The organism is Catenulispora yoronensis, from assembly GCF_039531695.1.
Taxonomy (GTDB): Bacteria; Actinomycetota; Actinomycetes; order Streptomycetales; family Catenulisporaceae; genus Catenulispora; species Catenulispora yoronensis.
On the sequence record NZ_BAAAQN010000022.1, the window covers coordinates 95,145 to 118,427 of the forward strand.

At 71.9% G+C, this 23,283-nt stretch carries 18 protein-coding genes and 2 tRNA genes; 12 read left to right on the forward strand and 8 right to left on the reverse strand.

What is annotated here, in order from left to right:
• Positions 1 to 112 precede the first annotated feature (112 nt).
• From ABD481_RS19860 to ABD481_RS19870, 3 genes are all read left to right on the forward strand, one after another.
• A complete protein-coding gene (locus tag ABD481_RS19860) occupies positions 113 to 5,476 on the forward strand; it encodes an OmpL47-type beta-barrel domain-containing protein (RefSeq protein ID WP_344667194.1) in 5,364 nt (1,787 codons plus the stop codon).
• A 121-nt stretch (positions 5,477 to 5,597) separates the two neighbouring features.
• A complete protein-coding gene (locus tag ABD481_RS19865; RefSeq protein WP_344667195.1) occupies positions 5,598 to 5,936 on the forward strand; it encodes a type II toxin-antitoxin system prevent-host-death family antitoxin in 339 nt (112 codons plus the stop codon).
• Entirely contained in the window at positions 5,933 to 6,247 is a 315-nt protein-coding gene (locus ABD481_RS19870) for a type II toxin-antitoxin system RelE/ParE family toxin (RefSeq protein ID WP_344667196.1), read from the forward strand. Before ABD481_RS19865 ends, ABD481_RS19870 begins: the two co-directional genes overlap by 4 nt.
• Here the strand turns inward: ABD481_RS19870 and ABD481_RS19875 are convergent.
• Entirely contained in the window at positions 6,211 to 6,867 is a 657-nt protein-coding gene (locus tag ABD481_RS19875) for a hypothetical protein (protein WP_344667197.1), read from the reverse strand. The two genes, ABD481_RS19870 and ABD481_RS19875, sit on opposite strands and share 37 nt — an antisense overlap.
• A 121-nt stretch (positions 6,868 to 6,988) precedes the next feature.
• Between ABD481_RS19875 and ABD481_RS19880 the strand changes: the two genes are divergently transcribed.
• Entirely contained in the window at positions 6,989 to 7,774 is a 786-nt protein-coding gene (locus ABD481_RS19880) for an SIMPL domain-containing protein (RefSeq protein WP_344667198.1), read from the forward strand.
• Positions 7,775 to 7,907: 133 nt separating this feature from the next.
• On the opposite strand, the gene ABD481_RS19885 is transcribed toward ABD481_RS19880, so the two are convergent.
• Positions 7,908 to 8,522 carry an NUDIX hydrolase gene (locus ABD481_RS19885; RefSeq protein ID WP_344667199.1) on the reverse strand — a complete coding sequence of 205 codons (615 nt, stop codon included), beginning with the start codon at positions 8,520 to 8,522 and terminating at the stop codon, positions 7,908 to 7,910.
• Positions 8,523 to 8,613: 91 nt separating this feature from the next.
• On the opposite strand from ABD481_RS19885, the gene ABD481_RS19890 reads away from it, so the two are divergent.
• The 6 genes from ABD481_RS19890 to ABD481_RS19915 all read left to right on the forward strand — a co-directional run bounded on the left by ABD481_RS19890 (position 8,614) and on the right by ABD481_RS19915 (position 11,282).
• Positions 8,614 to 8,686, forward strand: a tRNA-Thr gene (locus ABD481_RS19890).
• A gap of 79 nt (positions 8,687 to 8,765) precedes the next feature.
• Positions 8,766 to 8,839, forward strand: a tRNA-Met gene (locus ABD481_RS19895).
• Between the two features lie 111 nt (positions 8,840 to 8,950).
• Entirely contained in the window at positions 8,951 to 9,115 is a 165-nt protein-coding gene (rpmG, locus tag ABD481_RS19900) for a 50S ribosomal protein L33 (protein WP_194892873.1), read from the forward strand.
• A 110-nt stretch (positions 9,116 to 9,225) separates the two neighbouring features.
• On the forward strand, positions 9,226 to 9,675 hold the full coding sequence (locus tag ABD481_RS19905; protein ID WP_344667200.1) for a MaoC family dehydratase N-terminal domain-containing protein: 450 nt from the start codon (positions 9,226 to 9,228) through the stop codon (positions 9,673 to 9,675).
• Positions 9,672 to 10,100 (forward strand): MaoC family dehydratase, encoded by a 429-nt coding sequence (locus tag ABD481_RS19910; protein WP_344667201.1) that lies wholly within the window; start codon positions 9,672 to 9,674, stop codon positions 10,098 to 10,100. The genes ABD481_RS19905 and ABD481_RS19910 overlap by 4 nt, the downstream gene beginning before the upstream one ends.
• A 117-nt stretch (positions 10,101 to 10,217) precedes the next feature.
• Positions 10,218 to 11,282, forward strand: a complete 1,065-nt coding sequence (locus ABD481_RS19915) for a UDP-N-acetylmuramate dehydrogenase (RefSeq protein WP_344667202.1) — start codon at positions 10,218 to 10,220, stop codon at positions 11,280 to 11,282.
• Between the two features lie 117 nt (positions 11,283 to 11,399).
• Here ABD481_RS19915 and ABD481_RS19920 read toward each other — a convergent pair whose 3' ends face one another.
• From ABD481_RS19920 to ABD481_RS19935, 4 genes are all read right to left on the reverse strand, one after another.
• Positions 11,400 to 13,937 (reverse strand): ArnT family glycosyltransferase, encoded by a 2,538-nt coding sequence (locus ABD481_RS19920; RefSeq protein WP_344667203.1) that lies wholly within the window; start codon positions 13,935 to 13,937, stop codon positions 11,400 to 11,402.
• Complete coding sequence (locus tag ABD481_RS19925; protein ID WP_344667204.1) at positions 13,934 to 15,220, reverse strand: bifunctional glycosyltransferase family 2/GtrA family protein; 1,287 nt, start codon at positions 15,218 to 15,220, stop codon at positions 13,934 to 13,936. The genes ABD481_RS19920 and ABD481_RS19925 overlap by 4 nt, the downstream gene beginning before the upstream one ends.
• Before the next feature lie 412 nt (positions 15,221 to 15,632).
• Complete coding sequence (locus ABD481_RS19930) at positions 15,633 to 17,120, reverse strand: HAMP domain-containing sensor histidine kinase (RefSeq protein ID WP_344667205.1); 1,488 nt, start codon at positions 17,118 to 17,120, stop codon at positions 15,633 to 15,635.
• Positions 17,120 to 17,992 carry a response regulator transcription factor gene (locus tag ABD481_RS19935; RefSeq protein ID WP_344667206.1) on the reverse strand — a complete coding sequence of 291 codons (873 nt, stop codon included), beginning with the start codon at positions 17,990 to 17,992 and terminating at the stop codon, positions 17,120 to 17,122. Before ABD481_RS19935 ends, ABD481_RS19930 begins: the two co-directional genes overlap by 1 nt.
• A gap of 120 nt (positions 17,993 to 18,112) precedes the next feature.
• On the opposite strand from ABD481_RS19935, the gene ABD481_RS19940 reads away from it, so the two are divergent.
• Together ABD481_RS19940 and ABD481_RS19945 are read left to right on the forward strand one after the other, a co-directional pair.
• Positions 18,113 to 18,904 carry a TetR/AcrR family transcriptional regulator gene (locus ABD481_RS19940; RefSeq protein ID WP_344667207.1) on the forward strand — a complete coding sequence of 264 codons (792 nt, stop codon included), beginning with the start codon at positions 18,113 to 18,115 and terminating at the stop codon, positions 18,902 to 18,904.
• A 199-nt stretch (positions 18,905 to 19,103) separates the two neighbouring features.
• Positions 19,104 to 20,672 carry an MFS transporter gene (locus tag ABD481_RS19945; protein ID WP_344667208.1) on the forward strand — a complete coding sequence of 523 codons (1,569 nt, stop codon included), beginning with the start codon at positions 19,104 to 19,106 and terminating at the stop codon, positions 20,670 to 20,672.
• Here ABD481_RS19945 and ABD481_RS19950 read toward each other — a convergent pair.
• Together ABD481_RS19950 and ABD481_RS19955 are read right to left on the reverse strand one after the other, a co-directional pair.
• Positions 20,559 to 21,320 carry a CPBP family intramembrane glutamic endopeptidase gene (locus tag ABD481_RS19950; RefSeq protein ID WP_344667209.1) on the reverse strand — a complete coding sequence of 254 codons (762 nt, stop codon included), beginning with the start codon at positions 21,318 to 21,320 and terminating at the stop codon, positions 20,559 to 20,561. The genes ABD481_RS19945 and ABD481_RS19950 overlap by 114 nt on opposite strands.
• The gene (locus tag ABD481_RS19955) at positions 21,317 to 23,227 is read right to left on the reverse strand and encodes an alpha/beta hydrolase (protein WP_344667210.1); all 1,911 of its coding nucleotides are present in this window, start codon (positions 23,225 to 23,227) and stop codon (positions 21,317 to 21,319) included. The genes ABD481_RS19950 and ABD481_RS19955 overlap by 4 nt, the downstream gene beginning before the upstream one ends.
• Positions 23,228 to 23,283 lie beyond the last annotated feature (56 nt).

Genomic DNA, 23,283 nt, shown 5'->3' on the forward strand with positions numbered 1-23,283 from the left:
CTGACACCCCGCGGCCTGACACCCCGCGGCCGGACTATCGCAGACCTCTGACAGTCAGCGGCCGTCCGGCCCGCCGCCCCACCCCGCCCCGCCTCGTCACCTGGAGCGCTCCATGGCCGTTCGGCCACATTCAGTACCGCACCCGCCCGGCCGGTCGCCGCGGCGGCTCCTCGCCGCCGGCGTCTCGATCGCGCTGGCCGCCGCCGGCCTGGCCACCGCCGTGGCCGGACCGGCACTCGCCGACCCCGCTTTCGACTCGCGCGACGCGGCCGTCCCGGTGGTCTCCTACACCTTCGACAACGATCAGGGTTCGAAGGTCGCCGACGCCTCCGGCCGGACCAACGACGGCACCTGGACCGGGACCCCGGTCTACGGCGCCGGCGTGTCCGGCAAGGCCGCGCACGTCGGCGTCGGCAAGAACTTCGTGACCCTGCCGAAGGTGGCCGGCCAGACCGACGGATCCGGCAGCTTCTCCTTCGAGACCTGGTGGTACGACAACACCGAGTCCAGCGACGCGCCGTTCGTCGCCAACCAGAACTTCGCCTCGTGCTCGAACGCGGGCTTCACGTTCTACCACCTGAGCGGCACCTACCAGCAGCGGTCCTGCTTCGGGGTCGGCGGGACCAAGACCTACAGCACCACGGCGACGGCCTCGATCCGCAACGGCTGGCACTACCTGGCCGTGGTCCAGGACGGCGCCGCGCACACCTACTCCTACTACGTCGACGGCGTCCTGTCCTCGACCACGTCGACGATCTCCGGCACCACCGCGGCGAACTTCAACTCCGGCAGCCCGGTGCGCATCGGCCAGGACGGCACCGGCGCCTACAGCGCCACCGACGACGCGCTGGTCGACGACTTCAACTTCTACAACCAGCCGATCAGCGCCGACCAGATCGCCGCCGACTTCGCCGCCACCAACCCGGCCACCCACTTCCCGGTCACCGTGACCGACGACGGGCACGGCACCGGTACCGCGTCGGTGCTGGCCCCGGCCCTGGGCGTGGCGGACAAGCTGACCGCGGCCCCGGCCGCCGGATACACGTTCAACGCGTGGGTCCCGGTGACCCCGGCGACGCTGGCGATCAACGCCGACGGGACCTTCGTCGCGCCGGGCGTGCCGGTCACGGTGCTGGCCACCTTCACCCCGAACACGTACACCGTCGCCTACGACGGCAACGGCGCGGACGGCGGCACGACGGCCTCGCAGACCCTGACCTACGACCAGGCCGCCGCGCTGACGCCCAACGGCTTCACCGCCGCCGGCAAGCAGTTCATCGGCTGGAGCACCACGCCGACCGGGGTGCCGGCCTACGCCGACCAGGCGAGCGTCAAGAACCTCACCGCCGTCGCGAAGGGCACCGTCACGCTGTACGCGCGGTGGGCGCCGGCCGGTTCGTTCCAGGTCGCCGAAGCCGGGGACGCGCACGTCACCGTCACCTCGACCGCCGACGCCACCGCGGGCTGGGTGCTGCCCGGCGCGCAGGTCACGCTGACCGCCAAGCCCGCGACCGGCTACAGCTCGGCCTGGCAGGCGGCCTCGCCGGCCGGCCTGGCGATCGCCGCCGACGGCAGCTTCACGATGCCCGCGCAGAACGTGTCGATCAAGGCGGTCTCGTCGCCGAACACGTACACCGTCGTCTTCGACGGCAACGGGGCGACCGCGGGCTCGACGGCCTCGCAGAAGCTCACCTACGACCAGAGCGCCGCGCTGACCGCGAACGGGTTCACCCGCGCCGGTTACGGCTTCCTCGGCTGGGCCACCGGCCCGACCGGCACCGCCGCCTACACCGGCGGCCAGACCGTTTCGAACCTGACCGCCGCGGCCAACGGCAGCGTCACTCTCTACGCGGTGTGGGCCCGCTACCGCGCGGCCGGCGACGCCGTCGCGCCGATCGCGTCCTACGACTTCGACGCCGACAAGGGCGGCGTCGTCACCGACAGCTCCGGCCAGGGCAACGCCGCGGCCTGGAAGGGCACCGCCGTCTACGGCAAGACCGGCGTCGGCACCGGCCAGTCCGCGCACCTCAACGGCGGCAGCTTCATCCAGCTGCCGAAGGTGACCGGCCGCACCGACGGCTCGGGCAGCTTCTCGATCTCCACCTGGTGGGGCGAGTACGGCGAGACCGCCGACGCGCCGATCGTCAGCAACCAGGACTTCGGCGCCTGCTACAACGCCGGCATCTCGCTCTACAACATCGACAGCTCGACCACGACCCGCGCCTGCTGGGGCCAGCCCACCGGCGGCACGCGGCAGTACACCGCGTCGAGCACCGCCACCCTGCAGGGCAAGTGGCACTACCTGACGCTGGTGGTCGACCGCACCGCGCAGACTGTCAGCTACTACATCGACGGCGCGCTGTTCACCACCTCCACCGCCGGACAGGTCGCCGCCGGGACCAACTTCGCCTCCGGATACCCGTTCAACATCGGCCAGGACGGCACCAGCGTCTACGGCGCCATGGTGGACACCCTGGTCGACGACTTCGACTTCTACAACCAGGCGCTCACCCCCGCGCAGATCGCCAACGACTACGCGGCGACCAAGCCGGCCGACCCCACCCTGCCCGACGAGTCGACGGTGGACCCGGTCACCCCGATCCCGACCCTGGCGCCCGGATTCGCCACTGACACCTTCCACGGGCCGCAGGTCCGCGTGAACGGCCAGGTGTCGCAGTCGATCGCCGGTCTGTGGAACGGCGGGACGGTCACCTCGTACACCAAGACCGGCGGCGACGCGTGGCTCGCCGTCGACGGCCGCGGCCTGGTCACCGGCACCGCGCCGGGCACCGCCCCGCAGCACCCCGGCACCATCACCGTCCAGGCCACCGACGGCACCGCGACCTCCTCGATCACCGTCGAGGTGCCGGTGGTCGCCGCCGGCGACGCGATCCAGCTCGCCACCGCCACCTGGAACCTGTGGGACGCCGGCGCGCACGTCGACGACTCGCTGCTGAAGGACCTGACCGTCGTGGCCAACAACGGCCTGGACGTCGTCGCGGTCCAGGAGGACGGCGGCAAGGTCGCGCACCAGATCGCGCAGGCCCTCGGCTGGTACGACTACGAAGGCTCGCAAGGGCTCGGCATCGTGTCCGCCTACCCGATCTCCTCGGCGGGGATCGTGGCGGCGAGCGCGGCCAGCCCGGCGATCGGCGTGACGGTCGACGCGGCCGGACGCGACGTGCGGGTCTGGAACGCGGCGCTCGACGAGACCGCCTACGGCCCGGAGAAGGCGTGCGCCACCGCGGGCACCGACGCCGCGGCGATCGTGGCGGCCGAGAAGGCCGGCACGCGTTACGCCCAGGCGCAGGCCATCGCCGCGGCGGTCAAGACCGACACCGCCGCCGCCGGGACCACGCCGGTGCTGCTGCTCGGCGACCTGGCGTCGCCGTCGGCCGCCGACTGGACCGCCGCGACCGCCGCCGCGCACTGCGGGATCGGCGCCGTCGACTGGCCGGTGCCGGACGCCATCGCCGCCGCCGGGCTGAAGGACTCCTTCCGGGAGGCCAACCCCGACCCGGCCGGCACCCCCGGCACCACCTGGTCGCCGATCGTCGCCACCAACCCGGCGACCGGCGCGGCCGAACCGCAGGACCGGATCGACTACGTCGAATACGCCGGCGCCGACCTGCACCTGCTCGGCTCCAACACCCTGGTCGCCGGCTGGCCCTCGGCGACCGCCGTCAACGCCAACGCCTGGACCAGCGACCACGCGGCGGTCGTGACCACCTTCACGCTGGGCACGGCGGCGCCGGCGATCCCGGCGCCGACGGTCGGCGTCGCCAAGGACACCCTGCTGTACCAGGCCGGGCACGGTCCGGCCGACGACGCCGCGCTGCGGGCCGCGATCGGGGCGGCGGCCGACCCGGCCGACGCGGCGATCACCGTCGACGCGAGCACCGTCCACTACGACGCCGTCGGCTACTACACGGTGCTGGTCACGGCGGCCAAGAACGGCTACGTGTCGGACCCGGTCGCGGTGACCGTGCACGTGGTGCCGGTCGCGGCCGTGGCCGTGGCGAACCCGGCGGTCTCGTTCGCCGGTCTGGACGTCACGCACGCCGCGGTCGTGACCGCGCTGGGCGCGACGCTGTCCGTGCCGGGCTCGGTCGACGTGGACCTGGCGAAGGTGGACACCTCGGTCGTCGGCAGCTACCCGCTGACCGTCGTCGGGACCGACGACTACGGCTTCACGGCCACGGCCGCCGCGACCATCGCCATCACCTCGCCGGACCTGCCCCCGACGGTCACCGCCGCCGTGGCCCCGGCCGCGGCCGACGGCCTCGCCGGGTGGTACGTCACGGCGCCGACCGTCACGGCCGCCGCCACCGACGACTCCGGCGCGGCCCCGCGCGTGGAGTACCGCGTCGGCGACGGCGACTGGCTCCCGTACACCGGGGCGCTGACGCCCGACGACGGCACGTGGGCGTACCAGTTCCGCGCCACCGACGGCGCCGGCCACGTCTCCGCCCCGGTCTCCGTCCCGGTCCGGACCGACCGGACGGCCCCGGCGACCGCCGCGGCCACCACGCCGGGAGCGACCATCATCGCGCCGGTGACCGTGACCCTGACGGCGCTCGACGCGGCGTCGGGCGTGGCGCGCGTCGAGTACCACGCGGGGGAGGGCGACTGGACCGCGTACACGGGGCCGTTCACCGTCACCCCGCTGCTGACGGACCAGACCTTCGCCTTCCGCGCCGTCGACGCGGCCGGGAACGTGGAGGCCACCCACCAGCTGGTGCTCCCGGCGATCAAGCCCATCGACCCGGCGATCACGGTCACCGACGCGACCGCGCCCTACGGCACGGCCGCGACCGTGACGGTGACGATCAGCTCGCCCGGGCTGCCGGCCACCGGCACCGTCACCCTCACCGAGGGCACCACCGCGCGCGGCACGGCGCCCCTGACCGCCGGCCAGGCGACCTTCACCCTGCCGATCGGCCTGGCCGCCGGAGCCCACACCCTGACCGCGGCCTACTCCGGCAGCGACCTGCTGAATCCGGCAAGCCGCCCGCTGACGGTGACGGTCACCCTGCCGACGGCGTGGAACGCGACCACCGCGTACTCCGCCGGCGCGAAGGTCTCCTACCAGGGCAAGCAGTACCTGGCGTCGTACTACTCGAAGAACCAGGCGCCCGGCGACCCGCAGGGCCCGTGGCAGGAGATCGTCCTGACCGAGAGCGGCACCGCGGTCTGGACCCCCTCCCGCATCTTCAACACCGGCGACCTGGTGGCCTTCAACGGCAAGACCTTCAAGGCCGACTGGTACACCCGCAACGAGACGCCGGGCTCGGTAACCGGACCGTGGGAGGAGCAGGCCCCGCCCGGCCCGAACGGCATCGCGGCCTGGACCCCGACGACGGTCTACAACACCGGGGACAAGGTGACCTATCAGGGCGCCACGTACCAGGCGCAGTGGCACACCCGGAACCAGACGCCGGGGGTCGCGAACGGCCCTTGGAAGAAGGTCGGGTGAGGGAGCTGCCGCCTCGTGGGTGAGGCGGGGTAGGGAGTGGTGAAGCGGTAGGCCGGGTCCTGGACGGGGCCCGGCCTACCGGCGTTTCAGGTTGCCCCTCAGATCCATCAAAATGTACATTATGACTACCCCCACCACCATCGCGAGGATGATCATGACCCAGCTCGGAGCCGGCCGTGAGGAAGACGTGACCTTCACGGTCACCGAAGCGAGAACGAAGTTCGGAGAAGTGGTCAACCGGGCGCGCTACAGCAACGCGCCAGTCCGTCTGACGCAGCACGGCAAGACCGCCGCCTGGGTCATCAGCGACGAGCTGATGGACCGCCTGCGGCAATTCGAGGACGAGCGAGACCTGGCACTGTTGACCGCGCTCAAGAACGAGGGCGGTGACGAATGGGTTCCGCACGAGGAGGTCAACGACATACTCGATAAGCAGCTGGCTCCGGAGGCCGAGGAGTGAGCCACCGGATCCTGTGGCGCCTCGACGCTGTCCGAGCTCTGTCCAGGATCGCCGACGACAGCCCTGAAGTGGCGAAGGCGATCGAGAACTCTGTTTCGGACCTTTCTGAGGATCCCTACGGTGGGAACAGCGTCCCGCTCTCGAAGTCCTACCGCCGGCTTCCGCTCGGCCTGTATCGCGTCTTGTACGAGGTCGACGATGAGACAGTGCGGATCTGGTTTGTAGGGCGCTCGGACACGCTCAGACAGCTCATTCAGAGGACCCACAGCTGGCGCTACAAGCCAGCCAGCGGCCCCCTGATACTCACATGATGATCGATGTTGGCAACGACCGCGGCGGCCAGCGAGGGGTCGCCTGAGACGGCCGTGGCCCATTGTTCCGCCGCTCCCAGGAAGCCGATGAGGTCGGCGCGGAGGGCGGCCAGGACGGTCGGTAGTTCGGCGGTCGTGATGAGGACAGGGGCTTGCGGTGGCTCGTCGTTGGTTGCGTTGGCTGTGCTGCCCGTCTTCGCTTCCTTGTCCTGATGCACTGCGAGGCCGGCTGCTGTCTCCTCGGTCCACGGCTGCGGGCTGTGGCCGAGCCACTGTTCCGAGCGGAGGTCCGGGTCGGACCAGCCGCGCCAGTCGTTGAGTTCGCAGCAGCAGCCCGGGTGGATGGTGGTGGTGCCGTCGGAGGCTTGGACGCCCGCGGTGATCACCAGATAGTCGGATGTGGCTATCCAGCCCAGGGCTTCGGCGATGCTCGGGATGTACTCGTCCTCGGCGTCCTCCGGGCGGCACCAGCCGGCCGCCGCGGCCATCAGGGTGCCGATCACCTCCGGCGCGGTGGAGGCGTCGAGGGTGGCCCAGCGGTAGTCGCCGTCGTCGACCGGCCAGGGGGCCAGCTCGTCGATCCTGAAGCCGAGTTCGATCACTGCGCGCAGATTCGCCACGGATCGATCATCGCGGTCGGCGGGTGTCGGGGTCCATGTGATTGTCGTGGAGTGAAAAAGCGCTGGGCCGGAACCGAATCGTGATCGATCGCATCCAAGCGCCATGAGAATCAATGTTCGTTTGACGCGTCGTGGCTTGGTGCTCGGTGTGGCCACGTTCGCCGCCGCCGGTGCCGTGGTGGTCGTCGGATTGTCGGGCAACTCCGCGGCGCCTCGGGCGGGGGCCACGGCGCTGGGGCCGGCGCTGGCCGGGGACACCACGCCGCTGGCGCCGGACGCCTTCCCCGGGGTCACCGTCCAGGGCGTCGGCAAGGTCACCGGGACGCCGGACACCCTCGTGCTCACCCTCTCGATCACCAAGACCGCCGGGGACGTCAGCACCGCCATGAACGGGATGTCCGCGACGATGACGGCGGTGCAGGGCTCGTTGAAGGCCAACCACGTCGCGGACGCCGATCAGAAGACGTCCGGTCTCGGGGTCAGTGCGCAGTACGACTATTCATCCAACAAGCGCACGCTGACCGGGTACGAGGCCACCGAGAACCTGACGGTCACGCTGCGCGACACCAAGAGCGCCGGGGCGACCATCGCCGCGGCGGCCGCCGCCGGTGGCGACGCTACGCAGATCTCCGGATTGTCGACCGATCTGCAGAACAACTCGGGTCCGTTGAACCAGGCCCGGGACGCGGCCTTCAACGACGCCAAGGCCAAGGCGACGCAGTACGCGAAGTCGGCCGGGCGTTCGCTCGGGGCGGTGGTGCGGGTCGAGGAGAACGTCGCGACCGAGCCGACCGCGTCGTCCAACGACATGCGGGCCGCCGCGCCGTCCGCCATCGCGCCGGTGCCGATCCAGATGGGCAGCACTGACGTGACCGTGCAGGTGACGGTGGTGTTCAGCTTCGCCTAGGGCGGCAGGGGATTCACTCTTTCGGGTGCGTTTCCCGGCCGCCGCTCCGGCCCGTCGCTCCGGCCGTGGCGACTCCACTGCGCCACGGCCGGGCAGGCGGCGGGGTTATTGGTTACTGGCCCCGCCTCCGCCCCTAACCCCGCTCGGCCAACACCCGCAGCAGGCCCACCAGCGACGCCGCCGTCGCGATCCGGCCCGCATCGATGAGTCCGAGCACCTCGTTCAGCGGTACCCACGCGACTTTCTCGGCCTCGTTCTGCTCCGTCGGCTCGCCGACGTATTCGGCGCCGTGGGCGCGGAAAATCCGGTACTGGGTCCGGAGCATCCCCCCGACCGGGTGAAAGGCCAGCAAGGGTGTGACTTCGGCCACACGCCACCCGGTCTCCTCCTCGACCTCGCGCCGGGCGGTCTCCGCCGGGTCCTCGCCCTCTTCGATGAGTCCGGACGGGATCTCCCAGACCCACTTGTCGATCGCGAAGCGGTGGCGCCACAGCAGCAGGACCTCCGCGGGCCGGCCGCTGCCGTCCCCGCCCCTGGTCACCACACAGCTGGCGGCATTGCGAGTGCGGACGACGTGGTGGTCGAAGCGGGTGCCGTCGCCCAGCTCCACGTCCGCCATCAGGACGTCCACCCACGGGTTCTCATACACCGGGCGCTCGGAGTGCACGGTCCAGTGGCTGCGGCTGCGCGGTGCGGGTTCGGCGGCGTCGGCCGTCTGCTGAGACGGGTCCGGCTGAGGCTCTGACATGCGGCTGAGCGTAGTGGAACAGCGGCGCGACACCCTTTGGGGAAACCCGATTTCGCGCCTGGCCCAAGACCGTGTAACTTATTCCCTGCTCGCCCCAATAGCTCAGTCGGCAGAGCGTCTCCATGGTAAGGAGAAGGTCTACGGTTCGATTCCGTATTGGGGCTCAGATCACACCGGGGGTCCGGTGGACGCGAAACGGGTGAAAGCCCGTGTCCACCGGACCGCTCCGATCGTTGATCGAGTGGCGGTGTAGCTCAGCCTGGTAGAGCAAGCGGCTCATAATCGCTGTGTCGCCGGTTCAAGTCCGGCCACCGCTACCGCGTACGTGCGAAACCCCTCAACCCTGCAAGGTAAACTTGCAGGGTTGTCCATCGTGAGGGCCGACCTGGGAAGGTCCGGAGCCCTCGAACAAAGAAAGAGGCATCCCTGTGGCTGCTGTCGACGTCCGGCCGAAGATCACCCTCGCGTGCACCGAGTGCAAGCGGCGGAACTACATCACCAAGAAGAACCGCCGCAACGACCCGGACCGCCTGGAGCTGAAGAAGCACTGCCGCTGGTGCAACAAGCACACGCCGCACCGCGAGACCCGCTAGTCCCGCACCGCGTCCGCGCGGCAGGCCCCGGCCTGTAGTTTTGGACCGCCCGCCGACTCCGCACGGAGTGGGCCGGGCGGTTTCTTCGTATCCAAGGAGGCACAGGGAGCATGGCGCTGGACCCCGGTTTCAAGGGGCGGACCTATCCGCCCACCGCCGTGTACGAGGTCGGCCGGGAGAAGATCCGGGAGTTCGCCGACGCCATCGGCGACCCGAACCCGGTCTACCGCGACCCGGCGGTGGCGCAGGACCTGGGGCACCGGGACGTCCTGGCCCCGCCGACCTTCCCGATCGTCATCACCTGGCCGGCCGCGCTGATGGTCATCGACGACCCAGGCCTGGGCCTGGACTTCGCCCGGGTGCTGCACGCCGACCAGCGCTTCGTGCACGCCCGCCCGATCTACGCCGACGACCAGCTGGTCGCCACCGTGGTCATCGAGGACGTCAGCGAGCGCATGGGCCAGGGCTTCCTGAGCACCCGCACCGACCTGGCCACCGTGGACGGCGAGCACGTGGTCTCCGGCTTCTCCAAGCTCGTCGTGGTGGGAGCGGAATCGTGATCAAGTTCGCGGACGTGGCCAAGGGCGACGAGCTGCCCGCCCAGACCTTCCCGGTCCGGCGGCTGGACCTGGTCAAGTACGCCGGGGCCTCCGGCGACTTCAACCCGATCCACTGGAACGAGCGGTTCGCGCAGTCCGTCGGGCTGCCGGACGTCATCGCGCACGGCATGTTCACCATGGCCGAGGCGGTCCGGGTGGTCACCGACTGGTGCGGCGACCCCGGCATGGTGGTCGAGTACTCGGTGCGGTTCACCAAGCCGGTGGTGGTGCCGGACGGCGTGGCGGAGGACTCCGGCGCGCGGCTGACCGTGACCGGCAAGATCGGCGCGGTCAACGAGGACGGCACGGTGCGCGTGGACCTGACCGCGATCAGCGGCGAGGACAAGGTGCTCGGGATGGCGCGCGCGGTGGTGCGGCTGCCCTGAGCGCGCGCCCGGAACCGCGCTGACCTGCGGCCCCCGAACCTTTCTGAGGGCGCAGCAACGGTTCGGAGACTGAGATGGGGCGGCCGCCGGGCCCCGGCACCCGGTAGCGTGTCCTCCATGCTCGAACAGGCCTCGGCACCCCTCGCGCCCCTGACCACCCTGCGTGTGGGCGGACTGGCGCGGCGGATGGTGACCGCGACCACGGAGCAGGAGATCGTCGACACCGTCAAGGACTGCGACAGCCGCGGCGAGCCGCTGCTGATCCTGGCCGGCGGCTCCAACCTGCTGATCGGCGACGGCGGCTTCGACGGCACCGTGCTGAAGATCGCCAGCACCGGCGTCACCCGCCAGAAGACCTGCTCCGGCCTGCGCCTCGGCGTGGCCGCCGGGCACGACTGGGACGCCTTCGTCGCCGAGGCGGTCGCGCTGGGCGCGGTCGGCGTGGAGGCGCTCAGCGGCATCCCCGGCTCGGCCGGCGCCACCCCGATCCAGAACGTCGGCGCCTACGGCCAGGAGGTCGGCCAGAGCATCGCCTGGATCCGGGCCCTGGACCGGGAGACCGGCGACATCCGCGGCATGCAGTCCCGATGTCTGGAGTTCGGCTACCGCGACTCGATCTTCAAGCAGAACCCCGAGAAGTACGTGGTCCTGACCGTCTGGTTCGGCTTCGAGCCGCCGGCCGCCCAGGAGTCGGAGCGGCTGTCCGCCCCGATCCGCTACGCCGAGCTGGCCCGCGCGCTCGGCGTGTCCGAGGGCGACCGCGTGCCGCTGGCCGACGTCCGCGAGACGGTGCTGAAGCTGCGCTCCGCGAAGGGCATGGTCCTGGACGCCGCCGACCACGACACCTGGTCGGCCGGCTCGTTCTTCACCAACCCGGTTCTCGACCTCGCGGCCTTCGACGCGCTGGCGGCCCGCGCCGCCGCCGCGCCGCCCCGCTTCCCGGCCGCCGGCGACCGGGTGAAGACCTCCGCCGCCTGGCTCATCGAGCAGGCCGGCTACCCGAAGGGCTACGGCGCGGGCCCGGCGACGCTGTCGACGAAGCACACGCTGGCGCTGACGAACCGGGGGAGCGCCGCCGCCGAGGACGTGCTCGGCCTGGCCCGCGAGATCCGGGACGGGGTCCGCGACCGGTTCGGGGTCGAGCTGGTGCCGGAGCCGGTGCTGGTGGGCGCGGCGCTGTAGGCGCCGGGGACTCCGCTTGAAGCTCGCGACTGCCTTGTAAGCGCTCGGACATACGGAAGCGGCGGCCGGATCGGTTCTCACCGATCCGGCCGCCGCTTCCGGCCGTTCCGCCTCCGATCAGGACGTGGGCGCCGTCAGGTCGTAGATCGTGACGTTGTCGATGGTCTGCGCCGTGTAGTGCGCCTTGACCCAGGTGCCGATGTCGCCGCCGACGTCGGCGCCGCCGTTGGCCATCCCGCCGACCCCGCCGGCGACGAAGTAGTGGATCTTGTGCTGCGCGACGTAGGTCTGGAACTGGGCCAGCGTCGGGGACGGGTCGGAGCCGTTGAAGCCGCCGATCGCCATCACCGGGTCGCCGGTGGACAGCTGGTAGCCGGCCGCGTTCTGCGCGCCGATCGCCGCCGCCACCCAGCGGTAGCTGGAGGCGTCCTTCTTGACCAGCGCCTGGATCTGCGCGCTCGGCTTGCTGGCGTCCAGAAAGTTGTTCATGCCGCCGGGGAACTGGCCGCTCTCAGCGTTCTGGCCGCCGAAGCCGCCCGGGAACTGGCCGGTCTGGCCGTTCGGGCCGGTCTGGCCGTTCGGACCGGTCTGGCCGTTCGGAACCGTCTGGCCGTTCGGACCCCCGGGCAGCTGGCCGTTCTGGTTGCCCTGCCCGCCCTGGCCGCCTCGGCCGCCCTGTCCGCCGGGGAACTGGCCGGTCATCCCGCCCGGGAATCCGTTGGCTCCGCCGAACGCCTGCCTCCCGCCCTTGCCACCCGGACCGAATACGAAGCCGCCGTTCCCGGGTCCGGCTGACGGGATCGAACCCGAGTGGGCCTTGCCGGTGGTCGCCAGGGCGTAGGCCGCCGGCCCGAGCAGTGCCGTGCCGACGCCGAGGGCCACAGCGGCCCAGCGCAGACTCTTGCCGAGCAGGGTGCTTCCGGTGGTCGGCGTGGCGGACGCGGGGACCTCGGCGGCGGGAGCGACGGTCGCCGAACCAGCGGTCCCGTCGTTCGGTACCCAGCCCGGCAGCGCCGCGCCGTCCGGAGCCGGAGCCTGCGACTGAGCCGGAGCCTGGGTCTGAGTCGGCGTCTGAGCCGCCTCCGCTGAAGCGCGGGCCCGGGTCTTGCCCCCGAGTTCCGCCAGGACGATCGGCCAGAGGATCAGCAGCAGCGCCGCCACCACGCCGAGCCCGGCCACCACGAACCGCAGCCACGAGTTCCAGTCCGGCGTGAGCGCCAACAGCTTGTAGCCCCACCACGCGGACACGCCCACCGCCGCCGCCAGGCCGATCCGGGCCACGACGCGGTCCCGCCGGGCCCACAGCAGGCCGCCGCCGATGCCCGCCGTCACCGCGATGAGCGGCGCGAGGGCGATCGTGTAGTAGGGGTGGAAGATGCCCTTCATGTAGCTGAAGACCGCCATGGTGCTCAGCAGCGACAGGCCCCAGGCGAGCAGCGCGGAGCGGGCGTGGTCGGTGCGCTTGGCGCGGCCGGCCGCCCAGATCCCGAACACCAGCAGCACCAGCGCGGCCGGGATCAGCCAGCTGACCTGGTTGCCGGTCTCGGTGCCGAACATGCGGTTCCAGCCTGTGCCGCCGCCGAAGGGTCCGCCGCCACCGCCGCCGAATCCGGCCCGCGGGCCGCCCCCGGCGGTCAGACCCGGGAGGTTGACGGTGCCGTTCGGGCCGGTGGTGGCGCCCGGGATGGTGCCCAACATCTCCTGGAGGCCGCCGCGCGGACCGCCGCCGACGCTTCCGGTCTCGTCGCCGGTCAGGCGGCCGAAGCCGTTGTAGCCGAAGGTCAGCTCCAGGAAGCTGTTGTGCTGCGAGCCGCCGACGTAGGGCCGGGAGGAGGCCGGCGTCAGCTGCACGAGCGCGACCCACCAGCCGGCGCTCACGACGATCGCCAGCCCGGCGGCCAGCACCTGCCACAGCCGCCGCAGGAACTTGCCCGGGCCGGTCGACAGGTAGACGACGGTCAGCGGCGGGAGGATCAGGAACGCCTGCAGCGTCTTGGTGAGGAACCCGAAGCCGATCAACGCGCCGGCCAGCACCAGCCAGCGGGTGCTGCCGTTCTCCTGCGCGCGGACCACCGCGTAGACGGCCAGCGTCAGCAGCAGGGTCAGCAGCGCGTCGGGGTTGTTGAACTTGAACATCAGCACCGCGACCGGCGTGACCGCCAGCGCCGCGGCGGCCAGCAGCCCGGCGACCGCGCCGATGCCGGAGTCGTGCGTCCGGGTCAGCACCCGCTTCACCGCCGCGTAGACGACGCCGCACGTCGCGACGCCCATCAGCGCCTGCGGCGCCAGCATCGTGAACGAGTTGAAGCCGAAGATCCGGCCCGAGATCTCCATGATCCACAGGGCGGCCGGCGGTTTGTCTACGGTGATCGCGTTCCCGGCGTCCAGCGAGCCGAACAGCATCGCCTCCCAGCTCTTGGTGCCCGCCTGGACCGCCGCCGAGTAGAAGGAGTTCGCCCAGCCGGAGGCGGACAGGTCCCACAGGTACAGCACGGCCGCGGCGGCCAGCAGGGCCAGCAGGCTCGGCCGGGCCCAGCGGGGATCGCCCTCGGGGCCGCGCCACAGCCGGCGGAGGCGTCCGTTCCCGCCGGCCTCCACCGGTCGGGGCGGACCCACCTCGTACACGACTTCGGAGGCGGGGGAGATCGCGCTCATGAAAGCTCTCCAGAGTTCTGAGCCGCCGGGATCGCGGTCTCGTAGTCGGACGAGGCGTGGTGCCGCCTCGGATGGAAGACCCAGGCCCGCAGCAGGACGAACCGGGCCAGGGTCGACAGGCCGTTGGCGACGATCAACGCGACCAGCTCGACCGTGCGCGAGGGATGCTGCGCCGCGGCGTGGACCACCGCCAGCGTCCCGCTGGACAGCACCAGCCCGATGGCGAACGCCACCAGACCGCCGACCTGGTCCCGCAGCGCGTTGCGGCTGCCGGTGACGCCGAAGGTGAAGCGCCGGTTGGCCGCGGTGTTGGCGACCGCGGTCACGGCCAGCGCCGCGGCGTTCGCCGCGAACGCGCCGATCGGCGCGCGCAGCAGCACGTAGAGCAGCAGGTAGGCGATCGTCGACAGCACGCCGATCGTCGCGAACACCGGCACCTGCCACCGCAGCCCGGGCGGCGGGTCGACGGCCTGGACCCGGGCCCGCACCGGCGCGCCGGAGGAGGACCGCAACGACGCCTTGGCCACCCGCCACATCCCCCTCAGATCGGCCTTCGCGGTCCGCACGATGTCCACCCGGGAGTCCGGATCGTCGATCCAGTCGACCGGCACCTCGTGGATCCGCAGCCCCGACCGCTCGGCCAGCAGCAGCAGCTCGGTGTCGAAGAACCACTCCTCGTCCTGCACCCGGGGCAGCAGCGCCTGGACCACCTCGGTCCGGCCGGCCTTGAACCCGCACTGGGCGTCCGAGAACCGCGCGGCCATGGTGGTCCGCAGCAGCAGGTTGTAGGTCCGCGAGATGAACTCCCGCTTCCGGCCCCGGGCCACGGCGCTGCCACGGGCCAGCCGCGAGCCGATGGCCAGGTCGGAGTGGCCGCTCAGGAGCGGGGCCACCAGCGGCAGGAAGGCGTTCAGGTCGGTGGACAGGTCGACGTCCATATAAGAGACGACGTCGGCGTCCGAGGCCGACCACACGGCGCGCAGGGCCCGCCCGCGGCCCTTCAGGTCCAGGTGCACGGCGCGGACCCCGGTCAGCTCCCGCTCCAGGCGCGCGGCCACGGCCCAGGTGCCGTCTGTCGATGCGTTGTCGGCCACGGTGATCCGGAACGGGTAGGGCAGGTTCTCCACGAGATACCGGTGCAGGCGCCGGACGCTGGCCTCCAGGACGTGCTGCTCGTTGTAGACGGGCACCACGACCTCGACCAGCCTGCGACGCCGTCCGCCCGGTGCCCCGGGCCCGGCGCCGTCGGCCGAGTCGCGGTCGGTGAGAGCGGTTGCGTTCATGAGGATCACGGTCGCGGCGGGGGGTGGGAGGTGAATGAGGCTTCGATGAAGGGTGGATGAGAAAGGGCGCGGCGGTGGCGGGATCCGAACACGCCACTGAATACGACCTCGAACACACTCCCGAAGCACACCCCCGAAACACGCCCCCGAATTCGCCGCTGGACGCACTCGCGAGGGCTTGGGGCGGCGCACCGGTGCCGACCTGGCGGTGCGGTTCCGATCAGGTGCCGACGTGGGCGCGCCGACCCGAACAAACGCCGATTCGGCCGCGCTGCCCCGATCGAAGCCGAGCCGAGCGAAGCCGAGCCGATCAAAGCTGAGCCGATCAAGTGCCGATCCGGCCGAGCCGCCTCGGTCAAGTGCTGACCCGGCAGCGCCGCCCCCAAAAAGTGCCGCCCCGCTCAAGCGCCGATCAAGCCGCCCCGACTCCCGGCAGCCGCAGCCGCGCGATGGCCCCCACGCCGTCCGGAGGTCGCTCCAGGGCCACCGCTCCGCCGGCCTCGCGGACCGCGCGGGCGGCGATTGCCAGGCCCAGTCCGGAGCCCGGCATGGCACGCGCGCTCGGTGAGCGCCAGAAGCGTTCGAAGACGTGCGGCAGCTCCTCCGGGGGCACGCCGGGGCCGCGGTCGCGTACTGTCAGCTCGCCCCGGGTCAGGCGCACGTCCACCGTGGTGCCCGGCGGTGCGAACTTCACCGCGTTGTCCAGCAGGTTCACTACCGCGCGTTCCAGTGCGGGTCCGTCGCCGTGGGTGAACCAGGGGTCGATGTCCGCCTGGATCGACACCGGTGTCTCGCGGGCCGCGCCGCGGGGGCGGACGCGCTCGATCGCGTTCTCCACCACCTCGTGCAGGGCCACCGGACTGGTCACGGCCGGGGCGCCCTGCTCCGGGCGGGACAGCTCCAGCAGGTCGGCGATCAGCACTGTCAGCTCCCGCATCTGGGTGCGGGCGCCGGTCAGCAGTTCGGTGCGCTTGCCGTCGGGCAGCGGGCGGTGCGACTCGTCCGAGCGGATCAGCAGGTCGATGGTGGTGCGCAGGGACGTCAGCGGGGTGCGCAGCTCGTGCCCGGCGTCGTCGACCAGGCGCTTCTGCTCCTCGCGGGAGGCCTGCAGGGCCGCGGTCATCGCGTTGAACGACTCCGACAGCCGTGCGATCTCGTCGTCGCCGGACACCGGCATCCGGACCGCCAGGTCCTCGGTGCGGGCCACGTGCTCGACCGCCTCGGTCAGCTGGTCCACCGGCCGTAGCGCGGCCCGGGACACCAGCAGCCCGGCGGTGGCGGCGCCGCCGATGCCCAGCACCGAGATCACGAACAGCAGCCAGGCCATGCCGGTCAGCGAGTCGTCGACGGGCTGGTAGGACTGCGACTTCAGGAACACGCCCTGGCCGTCGGCGGCCGCGACCACCTCGACCCGGACCGCCTGGCCCTTCACGTCGACACCGTCCCGCCAGGTCCGGGACCCGTGCGGGGCGTCGAGCACGGCCAGGTCGCCCGGATCGGTCCGGACCTGGGTGGAGCTGCCGACCGCGCAGCTGCTGCCGTCGGTGCTGACGTAGGTCAGGCTGGTGCCCGGCGGCGGGGTGAACACCGTGCTCCGGCCGGTCGAGCCCAGGTCCTGGCCGTCCTGGGTGCCGAAGGCGGGCGGACGTCCGGCGTCGCACGGGTCGTGCGAGATCTGCGGCGCCAGCGGGTCCGACCCGGCCTGGATGCCCGGACCGGCGTAGTGCGGGAACTGGGCGAACATCGGCGGCACCGGCGAGCCCTCGATGGACTTGTCCAGCTGGCCGTACAGCCGGTCGCGCACCGCGAACCAGGAAACCAGCGCCATGGCGGCGATGGCGACGGTGACCGCCAGCGCGCTCAGCAGCGCCAGCCGGGAACGCAGGGGGAGCCGCCGCATCACGGCCGGGTGCCCGACGCAGTGCCGGAAGAAGTGCCGGAACCACTGCCCGCAGCCGGGCCGGAACCAGTGCCGGAAGCACCGCTCGAAGCCGTGCCGAGCGGAGCACGCAGCGCGTAACCGACGCCGCGCACCGTCTGGATCAGCCGCGGCAGATCGTTGATCTCGGTCTTCTTGCGCACGTACATCACGTAGACGTCCAGCGAGTTCGAGGCCGGCTCGAAGTCGAAGCCCCACACCGCGCGCAGGATCTGCTCGCGGGTCAGCGCCTGCCGCGGGTGGGCCAGGAACATCTCCAGCAGCAGGTACTCCGTCCGAGTGAGTTCGATGGCGTGGCCGGCCCGGGTCACCTCCCGGGTCAGGGTGTCCATCCGCAGGTCCTCGTAGGCCAGGACGTGGTCGTCCCGTCCGGAGCCGGCCGCCCCGGTCGCCGCCGCCGCGCCGTCCTCGGCGGTCAGCGCGCCGCGCCGGAGCAGGGCCCGGACCCGGGCCAGCAGCTCGTCGAGCTCGAACGGCTTGGCCAGGTAGTCGTCGGCGCCGGCGTCCAGGCCCGCCACCCGGTCGCCGGTCAGGTCGCGCGCGGTGAGCATCAGCACCGGCAGGTGCGGGTCCCCGGCGCGCAGCCGGCGGCAGGCGGTCAGGCCGTCCATGCCCGGCATCAGTACGTCGAGCACCACCAGGTCCGGGCGCGCCTGCTCGACCTCGGCCAGCGCGGCGCGGCCGTCGGCGGCGGTGCGGACCGCGTAGCCCTCGAACTCCAGGCTCGAAGCCAGCACGGAGCGGATGCCCGGCTCGTCGTCGACGACCAGGATGTCGGGGGCCGGCGGGGCCCCGGCGGGGCCGGCCGGCGAGAAAGGGACCGGGTAGCTCACCCTTCCACTATCCGGCCGGCGCATGAGGAACGTCTGAGAAGCCGTCAGACCGGGTGACCGTCGGCGACCGCCGCCGGGCCCGGGTTGACGGTCTAGTTAGTGACTGCTAACTTACTACTCATGAGCCCCCGCATGAGTGCCGACGAGCGACGCGACCAGGTGATCCGGGCCGCCGTCTCCGAGTTCGCGATCCGCGGGCTGGAAGGCACCTCGACCGGCGACATCGCCAAGCGGGTCGGCGTCTCCCAGCCCTACCTGTTCCGCCTGTTCCCCACCAAGCGCGACCTGTTCATCGCCGCCATGGAGCGCGGCTGCCAGCAGGTCCGCGACGTGTTCACCGAGGCGGCCGAGGGCCGGTACGGGATCGAGGCGCTCGCCATGATGGGCGAGGCCTACCAGGATCTGCTGCTGGCCGACAACGAGATGCTGGGCATGCAGCTCCAGCAGTTCGCGGCCTGCCACGACCCCGAGGTGCAGATCGCCGTCCGGCACGCGATGCAGGACACCTGGCAGCACGTGGAGAACCTGACCGGCGCCCCGGTCGCGGTCCGCGTGGAGTTCTTCGCCAAGGGCATGCTCTGCAACATGATCGCCGCGATGGGCCGCGCCGACGGTGGCGACCCGATGTGGCAGCCGATCCTCGAAGTCCTGCGCGACGAGGCGCACGCCGCCTCCGGCCAGGCCGACGAGGGCGACGAGGCCGACGGATCCGAGGGGGCCGGGGCCGACTCCGCTCCCGAAGCTCCCGAAGCTCCCGAAGTCCCCGACACCGACACCGACACCAACACCGACCCCGACGCCGCCGCAGAGCCCGCGCTCAGTATCGACGAGGGCGCCGACGCCGAGGTCCACCCCGGCAGCCCCCGCGAGCCGGCCTACGCCGAGTACGTCGCGCGGTCCTTGACCACCTGACCCACCTGACCCACCGGGCTCGCCGAGCCCGCCGAGAGCACGCCCGATCCGGTCGGGCCGAGCCCGCCCGAGCGCGGATCCGGTCGGAGCACCCCGCAGGGACAAGCACCAGCGCCGCAGAGCACCTCACAAAGTAAGTGACCAATCACTACCCCATCAAGTTAGTGACTGCTAACTATTTGATCCGAGGGGGATCACCGTGAGCACCGCCGTCAGCGACACCCCGGCCACCGGGACCGACCGCCTCCGGGCCGCCACCATCGGCCACCCGGTCCGCACCTTCGTCATCACCGCCGTGGCCATGTTCATGGCCCAGCTCGACAACCTCGTCGTCGCCATCGCCCTGCCGTCCATCCGCGAGTCCCTGGGCGCCGGCCTCAGCGGCCTGCAATGGACCGTCTCCGCCTACACCCTCACCTTCGCGGTGTTCCTGCTCACCGGCTCCACCCTCGGCGACCGCTTCGGCCGCCGGAGCCTGTTCGTCGCGGGCCTGGCCGTCTTCACCGCCGCCTCCGTCGTCTCCGCGCTGGCACCCAACATCGGCGTGCTGATCGCGGCGCGCGCCGTGCAGGGCCTGGGCGGCGCGGTGCTGGTGCCGCTGAGCCTGACCATGCTGTCCGCGAGCGTGCGCCCCGAGAAGCGCGGCGCCGCGGTCGGCGCCTGGAGCGCGATCGGCGGTCTGGCCATCGCGCTGGGCCCGGTGATCGGCGGGGCCGTGGTGGAGGCCGCCTCGTGGCAGTGGATCTTCTGGATCAACGTGCCGGTGGGTGTGGTGCTGCTGCCGCTGGCCTGGTACGGCCTGACCGAGAGCCGGGGCGCGACCCGGCGGCTGGACGTGGTCGGCACCGTGCTGGCCACCGGCGGGCTGCTCGGCCTGGTGCTCGGCCTGATCCGCGGCGGGGACGTCGGCTGGACCAACCCGCTGGTGCTGACCGGGTTCGCGGTCGGCGCGGTCCTGATGGTCAACTTCGTGATCTGGGAGCTGCGCACCGATTCCCCGATGGTGCCCATGCACCTGTTCCGCGGCCGCTCGTTCCCGCTGGTCAACGTCAGCTCCCTGCTGATGTCGTTCGGGATGTTCGGCTCGGTCTTCTTCCTCTCGCAGCTGTTCCAGACCGTGTACGGCGACTCGCCGCTGGCCTCCGGCCTGCGCATCCTGCCCTGGACCGGCATGCCGATGCTGGTGGCGCCGGTCGCCGGGATCCTGTCCGACCGGATCGGCGGCAAGTGGATCGTCACGGCCGGCCTGGCGCTGCAGGCGGTGGCCCTGGCCTGGATCGGCGCCGCGGCCACCGTCGACGTGGGCTACTTCGAGGTGCTGCCGGCCTTCGTGCTCGGCGGCGCCGGGATGGCGATGTTCTTCGCGCCGATCGCGAACCTGGTGCTGGGCTCGGTGCGGCGGCACGAGGAAGGCATCGCCTCCGGCGTCAACAACACGCTGCGGGAACTCGGCGGCGTGCTGGGCATCGCGGTGATGGGCGCGGTCTTCGCGGCGAACGGCGGCTACGGTCCGACCCGCACCGCGTCGGCGCCCCAGCACTTCCTCGACGGCATGATCCCCGCGGTCTTCACCGGCGCGGCGATCCTGGTGGTGGCCACGCTGGTGATGCTGGGGGTGCCGAACCGCCGGCCGGCCGCCGAGGCCGCCGGGGACTCACAGGTGGCGGACCAGGCCGACGCGGACCAGGAAGCCGAATACGTAGCCCAGAGCGTTCGTCGCCCAGTGGAAGGACATCGGCACGAGGAGGCTGCCGCTACGCCGGCGTAGTTCGCAGAACAGCGCGCCGCCCAGCCCGGTGAAGACCACGGTGCCGAGATCAGCCAGCGCCGCCCCGAACTCCGAAGGACCCAGGAGCGAGGTGAGCGCTGGCTTCTCGGTGTTCAGGTGCAGCGAGGACAGGATGTGCCAGCACCCGAACATCAGGGCGCTGAAGGCGGTGGCCCACAGCGGCTGCCAGCGGCGCAGCGCCAGGCCGAACAGCACGCCGCGGAAGGCCACCTCCTCGGCCAGCACGGTGGCGAACGGCACGTCGACGAAGACCCGGACCGCGACCTGGCCGGCGGTCAGCGAGGCGTAGCGGTCGTCGGTGAACAGCGAGCGGGTGGCCGGCAGCACCGCCCCGCCCAGATACACCAGGGCCACGCCGGCGACGATGATCGCCGACCATTTCAGGCCCAGCGGCCAGGACTTGCGATCCAGCCCCAGCTCCTCCAGCGCGTGCCCGGACCACCAGGCCAGCCCGGCGAACAGGCCGGTGACCGCGAAGGCCACGACCAGGTCCGGCAGGGCCCGCACCCACGCGGCGCGGTGCAGCAGGTAGTTCACCCCGGCGAGCAGCAGCACGGCGAACACCAGCGCCGGGCCGTTGTCCAGGGGCCGGCGCAGCCGGAGCCCCAGCCACCGCAGCGTGCTCAACTCCAGCTCCGGTTGATCGCGGCCATCGTGTTCTCCAGGTGTTCGGTGTCCGCCGGGCCCCAGCCCGGCGGCGGCAGGACGGCGGCCCAGCCGACGCAGGCCCCGGTGCCGTAGCTGTGGCCGTGCGGCACCGGCATGCCGAACGACACCGCGAGGTCCACCGTGGTCTGCCAGAAGGAGACGATCGGGTAGTAGCGCAGCTGCGGCGTGATGTCCGGCCCCAGCGGCGGGTAGGCCCAGCCGGGTTTGGTGAACAGCAGGTTCGGCGTCCACCAGACCACCGGGTCCGAGGCATTCTGGAGGTACACCACCCGGGGGTGGTGCCAGGGGGCGTTCAGCGGATAGCGCAGGTCGGTGTCCGGCCACTGCGCGAACCGGATGTCCTTCGCCCCCTGATAGACCGGGCGCCACTCCGGCGAGCCCGGGTCCCGGCCCGCGACGATCTTCCGCCACACCCGGCTGGCCTGCGGCGGCCCTTCGAAGAACCCGCCGTCCGACCCGGCGACCAGGTCCTGCGGGGTGTCGAAGACCGCGTCGATGGAGAACGAGCCCAGCGACTCCCCGGACAGCACCAGTTGGGGCCGCCGGTCCGCCGGGACGGCCTCCAGCCGGGAGTGCACCGCCTGGTAGAGCGCCCGCGCCGCGTGCCCGGCGCGCTCCTGGTCGACCAGGAACGAGATCCAGCTCGGCAGGTACGAGTACTGGATCGCCACGGTCGCGGTGTCGCCGTCGTACATGTACTCCAGCGGCGTCGGGATGTTGCGGTCCACCCAGCCCGAGCCGGTGGTGCCGACGATGTTGATCACCTTGCGGTCCCAGGCCCCGGTCCGGTCCAACTCCCGCACCGCCAGCTCCGCCGCCTTGGTGAAGTCCGGCTCCTCGGGCTGCTCGCCGACGTAGACGCGGATCGGCGGCTTCGCCGGATGCCCGGAGAACGCCCGCAGCTCCTGCGGGGTCGGCGCGGTGGCCACGAAGGTGCGGCCCTTGGTGCCCAGGCTGGACCACGGGACCAGCGAGGCCGGGCTGCCGGAGACGGTCGGCGACGTCGGCGGGTGCACCCCCGGCTCGGTGCCCTCGTTGGCCTGCCGCGAGACGTGGTCGATGAAGCCGATGATCCCGCGGTCCCAGAGCACGTTCTTGGTGCCGGCGACCACCAGCAGCGCGCAGGCCAGCACCCCGAGGGCGTAGGCCAGCGGCGTCGGCAGGACGCGCCCGAACCAGGCCACCAGCTTGCGCGCCATCAGCCGCACCGCGCGGCACAGCACCAGCAGCAGCAGGAAGGTGGCCAGCGAGATCACGATGATGATCGCGCCGTTCCAGGTCGAGGACTCGCCCAGGCCCTGCAGCACCCGCAGCCGCCGCTGCGCCCGCGCGCCCCAGACCACCACCGACACCGACACCACCAGCAGCACCACCGGCACCAGCTGCCAGGACCGGGTCCGCGTGTGCTCGCTCGGCGGGCGCGGCAGCACCAGGCGCACCAGGGTGCTGATCAGCGAGCCGACGCCGTATCCGGCGATCCCGGTGATCCCGCCGATCAGGCCTTGCAGCAGCCAGGGCCGGGGGAGCAGCGAGGGGGTGAGCGACAGCCAGAAGAACAGGGTGCCGAAGCAGTACCCGGTCAGGTCCGGCCAGCGTCGCACCACCCAGGCCGGGTTCGGCGGGTCCCAGTAGGGACGCGCGGCGAACGCCGCGATCCGGGCCCGGATCGTGGGCGGCCGGTCCGGGCGGCCGGAGTGGTCGGGCTGGCTGGGCTGGCCGGGCTGACCGGGCTGACCGGGTTGTTCGGAACGGTCCGGCCGCTCCGGCCGTTCGGACCGGCCCGGTCCGGCCGGGCGATCGGGGGCTGGCCGCGCGCCGGAGCGCCCGCCGGGCGGCTCGGAGAAGGCGTCGATGTCGGGCGTCACGGCGTCGGCCGGGTCAGAAGGTCGTACCGGGAGCCGCTGTGAAGTCCGTTACGTCG